Below are 15,408 nucleotides of genomic sequence, written 5' to 3'. Positions count from 1 at the left end.
AGGGGGCCCCGGACGGCGGGGTGTTGTACGGCGGGGTGCCGGATGGCGGGGCCTCGCGCCAGGGCGCCCCGGACGACGAGGCGTTGTACGGCGGGGTGCCGGACGGCGGGGCCTCGCGCCAAGGGGCCCCGGGCGATGGACCGCCGGTCACCGGAGCCTCGCCCGGCGGGGCGTGGGGCGGCGACGGGGCCTGGGGAGGCGGAGCCCCGGGCGACGGTGCCTTCCGCTCGCTCACCGCCCACCGCATGAACCACCACCTGGTCTCCGGCGGTGTGGACGACGTCGTCACCCACCTCGCCGCCACCCTCCCCGGCCGCCCCCGCGCCTGGTGCGCCGAGCTCCTGGAGATCGCCCAGGCGCCGTACCCGGGCGGGGCGGACGCCCGGCGGGAACGCGCCCAGGGCCTGGTGCCCGTGGACGGCCCACCGCTGCGCCGCACCGTCGACCAGCTGCTGCACGCGGTGTGGCTGTGCGAGGAGCGGACCAGGCCGACCGGCAAGGAGACCGCCCGCACACTCGCCAAGCTGCTGGACCTCCTGTCGATCATGGACTTCGAGGGCGCGGGCCTGCTCAGCAGGACGGCGACGGACTGGAGCGGCCTCGCGGAGAACGAACAGCCCCTGTTGCGCTGCACCTGCACCGAACAGCTCCGGAGAAGGAGATAACGGGCATGCCCAGATGGCGGAAGATCCTCTTCTCACTGCTGGGCGCGGCGGCGCTCGCGGCCGGCCTCGTGCTCGGCTACCTGCTCGTCACCAAGCCGGACACCTGCGCGGACGGCGTGGAGCGGATCGACGGCGAGTGCGTCGGCGTCAACGGCGAGGGCTACGACTTCGGCACCCCGGAGATCACCGACGTGGCCCGGGCCATCGCACGCGAGAACAAGAGGATCGAGAAGCAGCCGTACGTCACGGTCGCGATGATGCTGCCGCTCCAGTCGGACCGCGAGGCCCTGCGCCGGCAGATGCGCAGCGACCTCCAGGGCGCGTACCTGGGCCAGCGCCAGGCCAACGCGGGCGAGGGCGAACCCCCCAAGATCCGCCTGGTGCTGGCCAACCCCGGGCAGGACTACGGCCGTCAGTCGAAGGTCGTCGACACCCTGCTGCGGATGGCCGCCTCGCCCGAGGACCGGCTGCGCGCTGTCACCGGCTTCAACCTGAGCCTCGCCGCCACCGAGACGGCCGTCACCCGGCTGACGGAGAACAGGATCCCGGTGCTGGCCGCCCGGATCAGCGGAGACCGGATCGCCAACCAGGACCGGCCGGACGGGATGGCGAAGCTCCGCTTCCCGGGCCTGGCCCGCATCCTCCCCACCAACGACGACGCGGCCCGGGCCCTGGCCGACTTCAACGGCGAACGCGGCCGCCAGAACCTCAGGACGGTCCTCGTCTACGACAAACGCCCGGACGGCTACAACGAGTCGCTGGCGAAGGCCTTCAGCAGGATCGAGGAGAAGGGCCCGGCCGGCCCGGCCGCGATGTCCTTCGAGTCCCCGTCGATCGACGAGGCGGGCTCGACCGGCAACCAGTTCACCCAGACGGCCAACAACATCTGCGACTCCCGGGCCGACACGGTCTACTTCGCGGGCCGCACCCTCCACCTGCGCATCTTCGCCCTGAAGCTCGCCGAGGTGGGCTGCAAGGACCGCCACTACACCATCGTCAGCGGCTCGGACGCGGCCTCGCTGCGGCAGGACATGACGGAGAAGGACTGGGCCAGGCTCCGCGGCGACGACGGCAGGCCGAAGGTGACGGTGCAGTACGCGGCCCCCGCCCACCCCGACGCCTGGACGACGGAACTGGCGGCCTGGACGAAGCGGTACCGGGCGACCCACGACCGCGAGCCGGCCGACCGGGACCTCCCCCAGTACCTGACCGAACCGAAGGCGGCCCTGGACGCCCTCAGGCAGCAGATCAGCGCGACCGAGAACGAGGGGACGAAGCTGGGCTCCACCCCCGACTTGGCGGACTCCCGGACGATGCTCGTCCACGACGGCCTCATCACCATCGGCAAGGCCCTCCACCAGGCCCAGAAGAACGACCCGGAATCGGTCCCCAGCCGCGAGGACCTGGGCCGCCAGTGGCCCCTCCTCCAGTCCCGCCACCGCGTCCAGGGCACCAGCGGCCTGATCTGCCTGACCACGGGCGGCAACCCCTACGACAAACCGGCCGCGATCGTCGAACTGGACCCGGGCCGGAAGGGCCCCGGCACCCTGAAGTTCGTCGGCCTGGGCTGGCCGACGGGCAAGCCGCAACCGCAGAACTGCGTGATCCCCAGCAGCACTTCATGAGGAACGTCCCTGCGAGCCGGCTGTCACGGATCCCCGCTGACCACCTCGACGAGTCCCCACTGCCCGCGCACCTTCACCGCCGACAGCAGGATCCGCCAGCCGGTCCGGGCCCGGGCGGCGATCTCGGGGCGGACGGGGACCGGGCCCACCACCGGGCAGTCGTCCTCGTCGTATCCGTCGTCGTCCTTGAACGTGAGGGAGCCGGCGGCCACGTCCGCGATCGTCAGGTACTGGGAGTCGACGCGGTCCTCGACGAGGTCCTCGGCTCGGCCCTCGGCGCGGGAGCGGTCGGGCCAGGGCACGAGATCGTCGTCACCGAACCCGTCGACGAACTCCTTGATGCAGACCCGCTCGTCCACGGTGAGGTCGATGTCCGCCAGACGCTCCCGGGCCACGTCGGCGTCGAGGTGGCCGTTCGCGACCAGCCAGTTCAGCAGATCGGTCACCACGCGCCGCGCCGTCCGGAGTTCGTCGGGCGACGCGTGCTCCTTGTGGGGCAGGGTGCTGCTGAAGAAGGCGCCCAGTTCATCGACGAGCTCGGCGGGCTCCATCTCCGTGAACGGCGTGTCGCCGTACCAGCCGACGCTGAAGTGCAGCGTCGAGATGACGTCGTCGGCGGCCTCGAAGGCGTGCATGTCGTCCCACCGCTCGGCCAGGAACCGCTCCACCGCGACGGCAAGCGTGTCCCCCTCGCCCCGCGCTCCCGCCCTGACCGCCTCGCCACGGTGCTGGTGATAGGCCAGTTCGGCGGCCAGATCGCAGGGCCCCTCGTCCTCCCACTCGTCGGGTTCCTCCCACTCGACGTGGTGCCGGGCGAGCAGCGGGCGCAGTCTCTCCCACAGGTCCGGCTCGTCGGGCGGGCGGCGCTGGGCGCGCTTCTCGCGCAGGGTCACGTCGGCCACGCAGATCCGCACCCGCGACGGCCGGGTCAGCGCGGTGAGGCCTTCCACGACGGCCGTCAGCGCCATCCGGTGGGGCGTCACGCCGGTGCCGTTGCCGCTGCCGCTCATCTCGCGCCGGTGAGACCTGTAGGCCAGGACCGCCGCCCACCCGCCGTACCCGTCCTCGCACCTCCCGGCCGCGTGCAGCACGACCTCCCCCGAGGCAAGATCCATCCGCCCTCCCGAAGCGCGCCGAGACGACGTGATGATCCCACCGCGAGGCGTCCGTGGGGAAGAAGGCGGACCACGGATGATTCAAGGTTTCCTGAATTCAGGAATCCGTGTACTGTTGCCCCGTGCTGACTGTAGCCCCCGACATCGAAGTGCTGGCCCGGTTCGGCCGCGCGCTCGCCGATCCGATCCGCTGCCGCATCCTGCTCGCGCTGCGCGAGGCCCCGGCCTATCCCGCGGACCTCGCCGACGCCCTCGGCATCTCGCGGACCCGGCTCTCCAACCACCTCGCGTGCCTGCGCGACTGCGGACTGGTCGTCACCGTGCCCGACGGCCGCCGCACCCGCTACGAACTGGCCGACGAGCGTCTCGGTCACGCCCTGGACGACCTGCGTGCGGCCGTGGTGGCCGTCGAGACCGACCGCACCTGTGCCGAGGCCGACGACAAGGGATGCTGCTGATGACGGCGATATCCCTCGCCCCCTCACCGGCCCGCCGGGAGGAACTCGCCCGGCGGATCCGGCTGCTGGTCGCGGCGACGATCATCTACAACGTCATCGAGTCGATCGCCGCCCTCACCGCCGGCACCCTCGCCTCCTCCACCGCCCTGATCGGCTTCGGCCTGGACTCGGTCATCGAGGTCTCCTCCGCCGCCGCGGTGGCCTGGCAGTTCTCCGCCCGTGAGCACGCCGTGCGCGAGGCGCGGGAGAAGACGACCCTGCGGATCATCGCGGTGTCGTTCTTCGCACTCGCCGCCTACGTCACCGTCGACGCCGTCCGCGCGCTGGCCGGGGCCGGGGCGGGGGCGGCGGAGCGATCCGTCCCCGGCATCGTGCTCGCCGCCCTCTCCCTCGCGGTCATGCCGTTCCTGTCGGCGGCCCAACGCCGCGCGGGCCGTGAGCTCGGCTCGGCCAGCGCGGTCGCCGACTCCCGGCAGACACTGCTGTGCACGTACCTCTCGGCCGTGCTCCTGGCCGGCCTGGTCCTCAACGCCACCCTGGGCTGGTCGTGGGCCGACCCCGTCGCCGCCCTCGTCATCGCGGCCATCGCCGTCAAGGAGAGCCGCGACGCCTGGCAGGGCAGGGGCTGCTGCGCGCCCTCGGCTACGACGCCCCCGGGCGCCGGCGCTCACGCGGACGAGGCGTGCGACTGCCGCCCAGGCTGCGCGTGCTGCCACTGACCGTCCGCGCAAGGAAGTCGGCGTCGGCCTTGACGACGTACACCTCCCAGGGTTCCTGGCCGGGGCCGTGGACCCAGACCTTGTCCTGGACGGCGTAGCAACAGGTCGTGCCGTTCACCACGTCGGTGCTCAGGCCCGCCTCGCCCAGGCGGGTGGTGGCGGCCTGCACCCCCTCGGTCGTCTCGACCTCGACGCCGAGGTGGTCCATGCGGGTCCTCTCGCCTGCGGTGCCTTCGATGAGAACGAGCTTCAGTGGGGGCTCGGCGATGGCGAAGTTGGCGTAGCCGTCGCGGAGTTTGGCCGGCTGCGTACCGAAGAGCTTCGTGTAGAAGGCCACGGACTCGGCGAGGTCGGGGACACGGAGGGCGAGCTGGACACGGGACGTCATGGCGAACCTCCTGGAGCGGATGGGGAGTTCAGCAGCCGCCGGACGGGAGGGCCGGGGCGCCGGTGCCGATCTGCAAGGTGGCCGGGGCGGCGCAGCAGCCTCCGCCCTCGGCGGCGGCCGTGTCGGGCTCGTCGAACAGGCCGGCCCCGCCGCACACACCCGTCTCCGGCAGCGTCAGCTCGACCCGCTCGGCGGCCTCACGGTCCCCGGCGAGCGCGGCGGTGACGGAGCGGACCTGCTCGTAGCCGGTCATCGCGAGAAACGTGGGGGCGCGGCCGTAGGACTTCATGCCGACCAGGTAGACGCCCTGCTCCGGGTGGGACAGCTCGTTCACGCCGTGGGGGTGGACGGTGCCGCAGGAGTGGACGTTGGGGTCGATGAGCGGGGCCAGGGCGACGGGCGCCTGGAGGCGGTCGTCCAGGCCCAGCCGCAGCTCGGAGAGGAAGGACAGGTCCGGGCGCAGACCGGTCAGGACGATCACCTCGTCGACCGGGTCCAGGCGGCGCCCGTCCTCGGCGACCAGGACCAGCCGGTCACCCTCCCGCTCGACGGCCTGCGTACGGAACCCGGTGACCGCGCTCGCGTGGCCCTCCTCCACCGCGGCCCGGGCGCGCAGGCCGAGGGCGCCACGGGCGGGCAGCTGGTCGGCCTCGCCGCCGCCGAACGTGGAGCCGGTGATGCCGCGGCGCAGGACCCAGACCGTGTGCGTCTCCGATTCCTCCCGTGCCAGGTCGGCGAGGGCGGCGAGCGCGGTGAAGGCGGAGGCGCCGGAGCCGACCACGGCCGTGCGCCTGCCCGCGTACCGGGCGCGGACGACAGGGTCGCCCAGGTCGGGGACGCGGTAGGAGACGTGGCCTGTGGCGGCCCTCTCGCCGAGGGCGGGCAGCCCGTCGGCACCCAGGGGGCCGGGGGTGGACCACGTGCCCGAGGCGTCGACGACCGCGCGGGCGCCGATCCGTTCCTCACGGCCGTCGGCCGACAGGATGTGCACGGCGAAGGGCTGCGCGTCCCGGCCGGAGTCGACGCTGCGGTCGCGTCCGGCGCGGGCGACACCGGTGACGGCGGCGCCGTAGCGGACCCTGTCGCCGAGGACGTCGGCGAGCGGCTGGAGGTACTGCTCCGCCCAGTCGCCGCCGGTGGGGTACGCGGAGCCGTCCGGGCGGGTCCAGCCGGTCGGGGCGAGGAGCTTCTCCGCAGCCGGGTCGATCACCTCGGCCCAGGTCGAGAACAGCCGCACGTGCGCCCACTCGCGGACGGCCGTCCCGGCCGACGGCCCGGCTTCCAGGACCAGCGGTTCGAGGCCGCGCTCGACGAGCCGGGCCGCGGCGGCCAGACCGACCGGCCCGGCTCCGATGACCACGACGGGCAGCTGACCAGTGGACACGCTGTTGATCGGCACGGACACGAGGTTCCCCTTTGATTCGACATCCGTCGATGACTTGTGCTGCCAGCATTCCACCTGCTTCGACAACCGTCAACATAGGCACTAATCGAAACAGATCCCCCCATCGATCCCCTGGCCTCTTTGGTTCGATGCATGTCAACATAGATGCATGTCGAACACGCGAATGCCGCCGCTGCTGGAACCCGATGCTCCCGAGGCCGTCGCACCGTGCTGCCCGCCCCTCACCGAACGTCCGTTCACCGCGGAGGAGGCCGAAACGGCCGCGCGGATGTTCAAGGCCCTGGGAGACCCGGTGCGGCTGCGGCTGTTCTCGGCGGTGGCCTCGCACGAGGGCGGCGAGGCGTGCGTCTGCGACATCTCCGACGTCGGCGTCTCGCAGCCGACCGTCTCCCACCACCTGAAGAAGCTGAAGGAGGCCGGCCTGCTGACCTCCGAGCGGCGCGGCACCTGGGTCTACTACCGCGTCGAGCCGTCCGTGCTGTCCGCGATGGGCAAGCTGCTGACCATCTCTCCGGCCGCGGCCTGACCCACCACCGAGAACGCGATCAGAGGGAAGGCCCGGCGCTGAACTTCCGCCGCCAGGCCAGCGACACGTACACCAGCGCCACCAGGACCGGCACCTCGATCAGCGGCCCGACCACGCCCGACAGCGCCTGCCCGGACGTCACGCCGAAGGTGGCGATGGCGACCGCGATGGCCAGCTCGAAGTTGTTGCCGGCCGCGGTGAAGGCGAGAGTCGCCGTGCGGTCGTAGGCGAGGCCGATGACCTTGCCGAGGGCGAAGGTGCCGAACCACATCACCGCGAAGTACACCAGCAGCGGCAGCGCGATACGGGCCACGTCGAGCGGCTGCGAGGTGATGGTCCTCCCCTGGAGGGCGAAGAGGACGACGATCGTGAAGAGCAGGCCGTACAGCGCCCACGGCCCGATCTTCGGAAGGAAGCCGGACTCGTACGTCTCGCGGCCCAGCTTCCGCTCGCCGACGCGGCGGGTGAGGAACCCGGCCAGCAGCGGCACGCCGAGGAAGATGACGACGTTCAGGGCGATCTTCCCCATGGAGATGTCCAGCCGCTCGCCGTCCCCCAGACCCAGCCACCCGGGCAGCAGCTCAAGGTAGAACCAGCCGAGCAACCCGAACGCCAGCACCTGGAAGACCGAGTTCAGCGCGACGAGCACGGCAGCCGCTTCGCGGTCACCGCAGGCGAGGTCGTTCCAGATGACGACCATGGCGATGCAGCGGGCGAGCCCGACGATGATCAGGCCGGTGCGGTACTCGGGCAGGTCCGGCAGGAAGATCCAAGCCAGCGCGAACATCACCGCCGGCCCGACGAGCCAGTTGACGACGAGCGACGAGACCATGAGCCTCTTGTCGCCGGTGACGGCGTCGAGCTTGTCGTAACGGACCTTGGCCAGCACCGGGTACATCATGATCAGCAGGCCGACGGCGATCGGCAGGGAGATACCGCCGACCTCGACCTCGGCCAGCGCGTCGTTCAGACCCGGGATGAGCCTGCCCAGCCCCAGGCCGACGGCCATGGCGGCGAGGATCCAGACGGCGAGAAAACGGTCGAGCGTCGACAGCTTCGCGGCGACCGAGGCCTCCTCGGCGGTCGCGGCTGTGTCGGTGCGGGTCACGAGCAGGCCCTCTTGTTGCCGGCGGCGGTGCGTGCGGTCTCGGCCAGGTCGGCGAACTGCCCGGCGAGCCGGGCGATGACGTCCGGGCACAGCTTGTAATACGTGTACCGGCCGCACGGCTCCGTCTCGACGACCCCGGCCTCGCGCAGCACCCTCAGATGGTTGGAGAGGTTGGTCTGCCGGGCACCGGTCTCCTCCACGAGGTGGGTGGTGCACAGCGTCTCTTCCGCGAGCAGGGTCACGATCCGCAGCCTGAGCGGATCGGCCAGAACCCGAATAAGATCAGTATCAACTGACGTCAGCATGGGCTGATACTTTCACGCCAGTGAACCGCTGACGAAGGAAGAACCGATGTCCTCCAGCCCGCTCGCCTCCGTACTGTTCGTCTGCGTCCACAACGCCGGGCGTTCCCAGATGGCCGCCGGCTTCCTCCACCACCTCGCGGGCGACCGCATAGAGGTCCGCTCCGCCGGCTCCGCCCCGGGCGACCGGGTCAACCCCGCCGCGGTCGAGGCCATGCGGGAGATCGGCATCGACATCACCGCCGCCAAGCCGAAGATCCTCACCACCGAGGCCGTCCAGGCATCCGACTACGTCATCACGATGGGCTGCGGCGACGCCTGCCCGGTCTTCCCCGGCAAGAAATACCTCGACTGGACCCTGGAGGACCCGGCGGGCAAGGGCGTCGAGGCCGTCCGCCCCATCCGCGACGAGATCAGGACGCGTATCGAGGCCCTGATCACCGAGATCGACGCCGTCGCTCACGGCACCTGAGACCCCAAGGGCCCAGTTGCAAGCAGCGGGGCCCTTCGACATCGTGCCCGGTGAGGCACTGGCGGAGGATACGAGATTCGAACTCGTGAGGGGTTGCCCCCAACACGCTTTCCAACTGTGTTGGTGGGGTGGTGGGCCGAGTCTGGGGCCGTTCACCTGCGTTCATAGACGGCCGGTCGTAAGAGCGGCTACCGGCTTCCGTCCCGGCTGAACGACCGTGAACGGCGCTGAATGAGACGGAAACTGAGACGGGCAGGCACCGCTTGACCATGATGTTCGAAAACCGTCTGGAGCCTTTGCCGTTTACTACCACCGACCTCGCGTAGGGATCCGGCTGGGGCGCTTCTGACGGCTTCCGCTGCGGTCGGAACCAGGTCACGGCATGAGGCGTCTTCGTCCGCATGACTGATACACGGATCAGCATCCGCTCGGCCCGTGAGGAAGAGGCTGCGGCCCTCGCCGCGTTGCATGCCCGTACTCGCACGGCGTACTACACGGCGGGCGGCGTGCCGACGGAGGAGCTGGCGAGCGCGGAACGCATCAGCGCCTACTGGGAGCGCGCGGTCGCTGAAGGCCGGGCACAGGTCGCTGCAACCCCCGACGATCGTGTGGTCGGTTTCCTCATGGACGGACCGCCGAAGTTCGACGACCTCGATGCCGCGTCGGTACGCGAGTTGCAGCAGATCGGAGTCGAACCGAACGGCTGGGGGCGCGGTGTCGGCAGCCTGCTGCACGAGGCGTTCGCGCGGCGGCTGCAGGCGGACGCACTCACCGACGGAGTGCTGGAGTGCTGGGAGGCGAACGCGCGGGCGCAGGCGTTCTATGCCCGGCACGGCTGGCGCCCGGACGGCTCCCGCCGCAGGGGGCCACTGGGCCATGACTACATCCGGCTGCGGATGACAGTACCCATTTGATCACCCTGGGGCGGAGAGCCCCGGGGGCAACACAACAGAGGCCTCGGACCCAGCCGGGGCCTCTGTTCCTGCGTACTGAGCGGAGAGCAGACCTGCGACCTTCTGATCCGTAGCTCTATGTGGATCGGTCAGCCACGGTCATTCCGGCCCGTTCAAGGCCCCTGAAGGACGCTACCGAACGCAGACGGTTGCTGTGGTTGCTGTATTGCGCTGCGGTACGACCTGCAAAGTATGAACAGAGCTGCTCGTCGCCGTCTGAGCCAGCCAAAGCGCGTTCAGGACGATCAGCGATGTGATCAGCTCTTGCACCTGCGGGACGGCTGCCCACAGAACGCAGACGATCACGGTGATCACCAGTACCGACTGGGGAGCGCGAGTTGACAGCTGCAGGGTGGACGGGGGGACACTCAAGCTGGACCTCCAAGGTTCGTTGCCCACCCATGTCGCTCTCGTTGGGAAGCCTGCGCGGCTCGGGTGGGCTTTTCGTGTTCGAACCATGGTGACGTCTCGACTGCGGGTGTGGGAGGCGCAGAATGGATGTGCACGGGAGGGCCACCGAGCACGTGGTCATCTTCGCTCGGGGAGTTGTTCCGAGCGGCTATAGGGATCGCGCAACGCTCTGAGCTGGCGCTTCTCCCACTTCCCTCGCCTTATACACCCTGACACTGACAATTCCGGGTGGTTGCCGACCCGCCTCTTCCCAGTCTGTCCGTTTTGCCGATTTCTCTCTTTACTTATTCTTTTACATTTGAGCGCTGAAAGACGTAGGAGATCTACGTCAAGTTCGGTCAGCGGGTACGGCGCGGCTCGTAATCTCTGCGTCCGCAAGATCGTGAAACGTACCGTGAAACAGCGCGGTCGGCGGAACGGCTTTGGGCGGGAGCTGCCATGGGGTGAGTGATCATGGCCCCGTAAGCTTCCGGCGAGTCGGGCAGTCTGTGGACCTGCCCGTTAAAGCACGACGTTGGGGCCATGATCTTCGAGGCTCGCCCCATGGTGGCTGCCTAAAGCCGTGGAGCCGACCGCCCCAGCCGCAGAGGGTTTCTCCCACCTCATGCCCGCAGCTCGCTAGCGCGCCGCCGGGCGCGGCCAGCCGGGGCGCAGACAGGAGGCAGGCCGCGCAGCAGAGGCGGCGCGCGCCCGCGCCGTGCGCGGGCCTTGAACCAGTAGAGGAAGTTGTAACTCAGTCTGCGGTATGGGGCTTGTCCGGTCCCGGTAGATGCTTGACACTTCGGTCCCAGCTGATGGTTGACAGTGGCCGTGTTCGGCTTTTCTGTGCGCGTCGTTGCGGTGCGTGTGGGGAGGCCGGGATTGGCGCTGGTGGAGTTGTCGGTTGTCGAGCAGAGATACCGGGCTGTCCTGGCGGTTCTGGAGTTGTGGCGGCTTCCACGGCGAGGTGCAGTCCGGCATATCGAACGGACTGGAGATGGTGTACGGGCCTCGTCCTACCCCAAGTAGGGCGCCGGACGGTTTTCCAGGAAGTGGCGAAGCCTCAGGCGCTGGGTGTGGTGCATGGGGAGTGCGTCCAGTTCCGAGGGGTCGACGAACCGCGCCTCTGTGGACTCGTCGGAGATGGTCAGCTCGCCTCCGACGATTCGGGCCCGGAAACAGATGTTGAACTGGCGGCGAACCTCGCCGTCGCTGTAGGCCATCACGTGCCGGGGGTCCGTGTAGGTTCCGACCAGTCCCGTGATCTCGATGTCGTAGCCCGTTTCCTCCTTGACTTCACGGATTGCGCAGCCGGGGAGGGAGTCGCTCATGTCCATGCCGCCGCCGGGCAGGGCCCACAGGTCGTTGTCTCTGCGGCGTTGGAGCAGGATGCGGCCCTGGTCGTCCGTGACAACCGCCGAGGCTGCCACGACGAGGCTGTTCGGTTCGGGGGCCTCGGGGTCGTCGTAGTACTCGGTGCGGGCCACTAGGTCCCCTCCACTGGCCGGGCGGTCTCCCACACGGCGTCGAAGCTGGCGGCGTACGTCTCGAACATGCCGCCGTCGTCACTTCTGCGCAGATGCCATACCGGGGCGGCGTAGGCGTTCACGCCGAACAGGTGGGCATTGACGAGCACTTGATCATCCGCACGGTAAAGGCTGTTGTAGAGGGTCGTCCCATGCGTGCGTACCTCGACACCGGCTACCTCGATCAACGGCTGACAGTGCATGACCGCCAGTCGGCATCGCGATTCGATGCCATGGCCGAACTTCTCTTCTCTGCCTCGCTGTTGGACGTTCGGGGAGGTTGCGTCTCCTAATGCGATGCGCATGGTGCAGCCGGCTTCTGCCCGCTCCCGCAGCAGTTCGTTGAGTCGGGGGTACGCCTCGTGCAGGAACACCGCCGCGTACACCAGGACGTCAATGCGCTCACGTGCCGAGGCGAGAAGATCGATGAATGCGGACACCGGCACGTCCGCCCGGTGTCCGTACAAGGCGACCAGTTCAGGGCTCACCGCCCGCGCTGCCTTCGCCTGCCGCAGCGCCGGCCACAGGGCATAGACGTCCTCCCTCAGGGCTTCGGCGGCCTTGTGGGCGGTGCGGCGTCGGGGTACGCGTCCCAGATTCACCCACCGCTCCACGGACTTGGGGTCCACCTCTGCCTTCGCTGCCAGGGACTCGCAGGTCCAGCCCCCGGCCGCCATGACGGCCCGCAACCTCTCATTCGGCATCTCGAGATCCCCCGCGGTACGTCGGGACGCTTCCAAGGACGTTCCACCGCCTGAGGGACGTCCCGAAGTGGCTTTTGGGAGAGGTTCCTCCGTCCCGGGCATCCGCACGACGATCGCGAGACGAAATCCTCGGTGGTCGCTGACGCGATTCCGGGGAGTGGCCACCTCCTGAGAGCGCAGATCGACATGGCAGAGACTTTGGCCCCGGCGGCGATCCTGACATCCCTGTCCAGCCCGTCGCCCCGCGGAAGCGTCGAGGGCTGGCTGGCCTCCGCCCACCCATCGCCGGATACGGCACGCAGCGAGTGGGGCAGCGCCGCGAGGCTCGCGCTGATCCCGCTGGGGAGCCTCTTTGAGGCGGTCCGTCTTCCCGAGGAGATCGTGCACCGTGCTGCTGGAAGCGACGAGTCGTCTGTCCTGAGTGAACGGCTCGCTCAGTACCTCGGTGGTGGCTCGGTCATCCACGACCCGGGATTCCGGCGCTACTACGCCCTCGTGCCGCCCGGTACCGCACAGGCGTGGCTCGCGCCGGTCGCGGAGTGCCTGGGGGAGGGCACTTACCTGGGCGTGCCGCGTGCCGACCGCACTGAGCGGGACGAGCGGACGCAAGCCTCGTACTGGATGGTGCCCATGGTCCGTCCCGGTCGCCTGTGCCGATCCGGCAACGTGCTGGCGCTGGTGATGCAGGGCGACTCGGCGACCCACGAGGACGAGTCGTGACCGCGCCCGCGACCGAGGCTCTGCCGTTGGACCTCAAAGTGATGCGCGCCTGCGCGGAGCGCGTGCTGGCGGAGGATGGGCGCTTACGGCTGCGTGCGGAACCCGGCCGCACCCCCTCCGCCCGGATCGCCCTCGCGCAAGTCCTCGCCCGCTCCGTCATCGCCCTGTGCGATCACTACGAGAACGGGGACCATCAGTGCCCGAGCGGTCCCGAGCGGTCCCGAGCGGGCCGCGTACCTGCGCATCCTGCTGCACTGCCCGGGTGCCCGGCCTGCCGGACCGTCAACGACGACGGCGAGGCCATATACACCTGCGAGACCGCCGACCGGCTGTACGCGGAGTACCGGCAGGCACGGCGCGGGCCCCTTCCCGTTCCCGTGTCGGAAACGGCCACCGGAGGCCGGGGGCCTGACCGAGACGGAATGTGAGACGGACAACGCCGAAGGGCCCCACCGCGAACGGTGGGGCCCTTCGACATCGTGCCCGGTGAGGCACTGGCGGAGGATACGAGATTCGAACTCGTGAGGGGTTGCCCCCAACACGCTTTCCAAGCGTGCGCCCTAGGCCTCTAGGCGAATCCTCCGCCGGAAACATTACATGACCGAGAGGAGTGCTCGCGAACTCGTTCCCTGCCCCGGACATCAGGTAGCCTTGGCGCAGCCCCTCACGCGGCGCTATCTGACTGAACTCCCCCAGGGCCGGAAGGCAGCAAGGGTAGGTTGGCTCTGGCGGGTGCGTGGGGGGCGTCTGCATTCCGGGGGTCCCGGGGCCCGGGGTTCCGGGGTTCTGGGCTTCCTGTGGCGGGTCCGTTGTCAGTGGGCGCCTATAACCTCGTATGCGTGTCGTCTCTCGCTCTGTACCGCCGCTATCGCCCGGAGACCTTCGCCGAGGTCATCGGGCAGCAGCACGTCACCGACCCGTTGCAGCAGGCGCTGCGCAACAACCGGGTCAACCACGCGTACCTGTTCAGCGGGCCGCGCGGCTGTGGCAAGACGACCAGTGCGCGCATCCTGGCGCGGTGTCTGAACTGCGAGCAGGGCCCCACGCCCACGCCGTGCGGTGAGTGCCAGTCGTGCCAGGACCTCGCGCGCAACGGCCCCGGTTCCATCGACGTCATCGAGATCGACGCCGCTTCCCACGGAGGCGTGGACGACGCCCGTGACCTGCGCGAGAAGGCCTTCTTCGGGCCCGCCCGCAGCCGGTACAAGATCTACATCATCGACGAGGCCCACATGGTCACGTCGGCCGGCTTCAACGCGCTGCTGAAGGTCGTCGAGGAGCCGCCGGAGCATCTCAAGTTCATCTTCGCGACCACCGAGCCCGAGAAGGTCATCGGGACCATCCGGTCGCGGACCCATCACTACCCGTTCCGGCTCGTCCCGCCCGGGACCCTGCGGGAGTACCTCGCCGAGGTGTGCCAGAAGGAGGCCATCCCGGTCGAGGAGGGCGTCCTCCCGCTCGTGGTGCGCGCCGGTGGCGGATCCGTGCGTGACTCCATGTCCGTCATGGACCAGCTGCTGGCCGGCGCCGCCCAGGACGGTGTGACGTACGCCATGGCGACCGCCCTGCTCGGCTACACCGACGGCTCCCTCCTCGACTCCGTCGTCGAGGCCTTCGCCACCGGTGACGGGGCCGCGGCCTTCGAGGTGGTCGACCGTGTCATCGAAGGCGGGAACGATCCCCGCCGGTTCGTCGCCGACCTGCTGGAGCGGCTGCGTGACCTGGTGATCCTCGCCGCCGTCCCGGACGCGGCCGAGAAGGGGCTCATCGACGCCCCCGCCGACGTCGTCGAGCGTATGCAGGCCCAGGCCGGCACCTTCGGCGCCGCCGAGCTGAGCCGGGCCGCCGATATCGTCAACGAGGGCCTGACCGAGATGCGCGGCGCCCACTCGCCCCGTCTCCAGCTGGAGCTGATCTGCGCCCGCGTCATGCTCCCCGCGGCCTACGGGGACGAGCGGTCCGTCATGGCCCGACTGGACCGCATCGAGCGCGGTGTGAACTTCTCCTCCCAGGGCCCGGCCGGCATGCCCGCCATGGGGTACGCGCCAGGGCCCGAGGGGCACGGGGCAGCGGCGGCCGCTCCGGCGGCTGCTCCCGTTGCGCCGGGCGGCGGTCCGGCCGCGGCCCGGGCGGCGGTCCGCGCCTCCGGAGCGCCGGGTGGCCCCGGTGGTGGCAGTGGCAGCGGCGGTCATGCCACGCCTGTCGGCGGGCATGCGCATGCCCCCGCTGCGGCGGGCCAGGAAACGCAGCAACCGCCGGTGTCGGGTACGCCCGCCCCCAGCGACCCCGCGCCCACCGGCCCGGCCGACGGCGGGCCGGTGGGCGCGGGGTC

Annotated in this window: 15 protein-coding genes, 1 tRNA gene, 1 other RNA gene and 1 pseudogene; 10 read left to right on the top strand and 8 right to left on the bottom strand. The window is 70.0% G+C overall.

Going from position 1 to position 15,408, the window contains the following annotated elements; all coding sequences use genetic code 11:
• Both CCL05_RS17345 and CCL05_RS17340 read left to right on the top strand, forming a co-directional pair.
• Positions 1-665 (top strand): annotated as a pseudogene (locus tag CCL05_RS17345) (hypothetical protein); the annotation flags it as partial.
• A 5-nt stretch (positions 666-670) separates the two neighbouring features.
• The gene (locus tag CCL05_RS17340; protein ID WP_244204307.1) at positions 671-2,290 is read left to right on the top strand and encodes an ABC transporter substrate-binding protein; all 1,620 of its coding nucleotides are present in this window, start codon (positions 671-673) and stop codon (positions 2,288-2,290) included.
• 23 nt (positions 2,291-2,313) lie between these two features.
• Here the strand turns inward: CCL05_RS17340 and CCL05_RS17335 are convergent, their stop codons facing one another.
• Complete coding sequence (locus CCL05_RS17335) at positions 2,314-3,405, bottom strand: ribonuclease H family protein (protein WP_086561412.1); 1,092 nt, start codon at positions 3,403-3,405, stop codon at positions 2,314-2,316.
• Between the two features lie 122 nt (positions 3,406-3,527).
• Here CCL05_RS17335 and CCL05_RS17330 point away from each other — a divergent pair, with 122 nt between their 5' ends.
• Positions 3,528-3,863, top strand: a complete 336-nt coding sequence (locus CCL05_RS17330; RefSeq protein WP_059420636.1) for an ArsR/SmtB family transcription factor — start codon at positions 3,528-3,530, stop codon at positions 3,861-3,863.
• Positions 3,863-4,582 (top strand): cation efflux transmembrane domain-containing protein, encoded by a 720-nt coding sequence (locus tag CCL05_RS17325; RefSeq protein ID WP_086561415.1) that lies wholly within the window; start codon positions 3,863-3,865, stop codon positions 4,580-4,582. The genes CCL05_RS17330 and CCL05_RS17325 overlap by 1 nt, the downstream gene beginning before the upstream one ends.
• Here CCL05_RS17325 and CCL05_RS17320 read toward each other — a convergent pair.
• Both CCL05_RS17320 and CCL05_RS17315 read right to left on the bottom strand, forming a co-directional pair.
• On the bottom strand, positions 4,506-4,970 hold the full coding sequence (locus tag CCL05_RS17320; RefSeq protein WP_107400476.1) for an ArsI/CadI family heavy metal resistance metalloenzyme: 465 nt from the start codon (positions 4,968-4,970) through the stop codon (positions 4,506-4,508). The genes CCL05_RS17325 and CCL05_RS17320 overlap by 77 nt on opposite strands.
• 28 nt (positions 4,971-4,998) lie before the next feature.
• Positions 4,999-6,375: an NAD(P)-binding domain-containing protein gene (locus CCL05_RS17315; protein WP_425275922.1), complete on the bottom strand. Its 1,377-nt coding sequence runs from the start codon at positions 6,373-6,375 to the stop codon at positions 4,999-5,001.
• A gap of 148 nt (positions 6,376-6,523) precedes the next feature.
• Between CCL05_RS17315 and CCL05_RS17310 the strand changes: the two genes are divergently transcribed.
• Complete coding sequence (locus tag CCL05_RS17310; protein WP_086561411.1) at positions 6,524-6,901, top strand: ArsR/SmtB family transcription factor; 378 nt, start codon at positions 6,524-6,526, stop codon at positions 6,899-6,901.
• A 19-nt stretch (positions 6,902-6,920) separates the two neighbouring features.
• Here the strand turns inward: CCL05_RS17310 and arsB are convergent, their stop codons facing one another.
• Positions 6,921-8,009 (bottom strand): ACR3 family arsenite efflux transporter, encoded by a 1,089-nt coding sequence (arsB, locus tag CCL05_RS17305; RefSeq protein ID WP_086561410.1) that lies wholly within the window; start codon positions 8,007-8,009, stop codon positions 6,921-6,923.
• Positions 8,006-8,314, bottom strand: a complete 309-nt coding sequence (locus CCL05_RS17300) for an ArsR/SmtB family transcription factor (protein WP_086561409.1) — start codon at positions 8,312-8,314, stop codon at positions 8,006-8,008. The genes arsB and CCL05_RS17300 overlap by 4 nt, the downstream gene beginning before the upstream one ends.
• Before the next feature lie 46 nt (positions 8,315-8,360).
• On the opposite strand from CCL05_RS17300, the gene CCL05_RS17295 reads away from it, so the two are divergent.
• Entirely contained in the window at positions 8,361-8,783 is a 423-nt protein-coding gene (locus CCL05_RS17295) for an arsenate reductase ArsC (RefSeq protein WP_086561408.1), read from the top strand.
• 401 nt (positions 8,784-9,184) lie between these two features.
• Entirely contained in the window at positions 9,185-9,697 is a 513-nt protein-coding gene (locus tag CCL05_RS17290) for a GNAT family N-acetyltransferase (RefSeq protein ID WP_086561407.1), read from the top strand.
• A gap of 1,445 nt (positions 9,698-11,142) precedes the next feature.
• Here CCL05_RS17290 and CCL05_RS17280 read toward each other — a convergent pair.
• Both CCL05_RS17280 and CCL05_RS17275 read right to left on the bottom strand, forming a co-directional pair.
• Complete coding sequence (locus CCL05_RS17280; protein ID WP_086561405.1) at positions 11,143-11,613, bottom strand: NUDIX hydrolase; 471 nt, start codon at positions 11,611-11,613, stop codon at positions 11,143-11,145.
• Positions 11,613-12,356, bottom strand: coding sequence for an XRE family transcriptional regulator (locus CCL05_RS17275; protein ID WP_086561404.1), 744 nt, complete (start codon positions 12,354-12,356; stop codon positions 11,613-11,615). The genes CCL05_RS17280 and CCL05_RS17275 overlap by 1 nt, the downstream gene beginning before the upstream one ends.
• Positions 12,357-12,542: 186 nt before the next feature.
• Between CCL05_RS17275 and CCL05_RS17270 the strand changes: the two genes are divergently transcribed.
• Positions 12,543-13,076, top strand: coding sequence for a hypothetical protein (locus tag CCL05_RS17270; RefSeq protein ID WP_167409572.1), 534 nt, complete (start codon positions 12,543-12,545; stop codon positions 13,074-13,076).
• Between the two features lie 495 nt (positions 13,077-13,571).
• Here the strand turns inward: CCL05_RS17270 and CCL05_RS17260 are convergent.
• Positions 13,572-13,659: transfer RNA gene (locus CCL05_RS17260), tRNA-Ser, on the bottom strand.
• Between the two features lie 72 nt (positions 13,660-13,731).
• On the opposite strand from CCL05_RS17260, the gene ffs reads away from it, so the two are divergent.
• Both ffs and CCL05_RS17250 read left to right on the top strand, forming a co-directional pair.
• Positions 13,732-13,828, top strand: an RNA gene (gene ffs, locus CCL05_RS17255) — signal recognition particle sRNA small type.
• Positions 13,829-13,915: 87 nt separating this feature from the next.
• Positions 13,916-15,408 (top strand): DNA polymerase III subunit gamma and tau (locus tag CCL05_RS17250; RefSeq protein WP_143589901.1); only part of this gene is annotated, 1,493 nt, incomplete at its 3' end.

Source organism: Streptomyces africanus (assembly GCF_002150735.1).
Lineage (GTDB): Bacteria > Actinomycetota > Actinomycetes > Streptomycetales > Streptomycetaceae > Streptomyces > Streptomyces africanus.
The sequence above is the reverse complement of the archived record's forward strand: the minus strand, read 5'-3'. Positions and strand labels throughout refer to the sequence as shown.

What these genes read in the sequence shown, in the direction of transcription:
- CCL05_RS17340 (WP_244204307.1), top strand. Translation starts at nt 671, where the DNA reads ATGCCCAGATGGCGGAAGATCCTCTTCTCACTGCTGGGCGCGGCGGCG.
- CCL05_RS17335 (WP_086561412.1), bottom strand. Translation starts at nt 3,405, where the DNA reads ATGGATCTTGCCTCGGGGGAGGTCGTGCTGCACGCGGCCGGGAGGTGC.
- CCL05_RS17325 (WP_086561415.1), top strand. Translation starts at nt 3,863, where the DNA reads ATGACGGCGATATCCCTCGCCCCCTCACCGGCCCGCCGGGAGGAACTC.
- CCL05_RS17320 (WP_107400476.1), bottom strand. Translation starts at nt 4,970, where the DNA reads ATGACGTCCCGTGTCCAGCTCGCCCTCCGTGTCCCCGACCTCGCCGAG.
- CCL05_RS17310 (WP_086561411.1), top strand. Translation starts at nt 6,524, where the DNA reads ATGTCGAACACGCGAATGCCGCCGCTGCTGGAACCCGATGCTCCCGAG.
- CCL05_RS17300 (WP_086561409.1), bottom strand. Translation starts at nt 8,314, where the DNA reads ATGCTGACGTCAGTTGATACTGATCTTATTCGGGTTCTGGCCGATCCG.
- CCL05_RS17295 (WP_086561408.1), top strand. Translation starts at nt 8,361, where the DNA reads ATGTCCTCCAGCCCGCTCGCCTCCGTACTGTTCGTCTGCGTCCACAAC.
- CCL05_RS17290 (WP_086561407.1), top strand. Translation starts at nt 9,185, where the DNA reads ATGACTGATACACGGATCAGCATCCGCTCGGCCCGTGAGGAAGAGGCT.
- CCL05_RS17275 (WP_086561404.1), bottom strand. Translation starts at nt 12,356, where the DNA reads ATGCCGAATGAGAGGTTGCGGGCCGTCATGGCGGCCGGGGGCTGGACC.
- CCL05_RS17270 (WP_167409572.1), top strand. Translation starts at nt 12,543, where the DNA reads ATGGCAGAGACTTTGGCCCCGGCGGCGATCCTGACATCCCTGTCCAGC.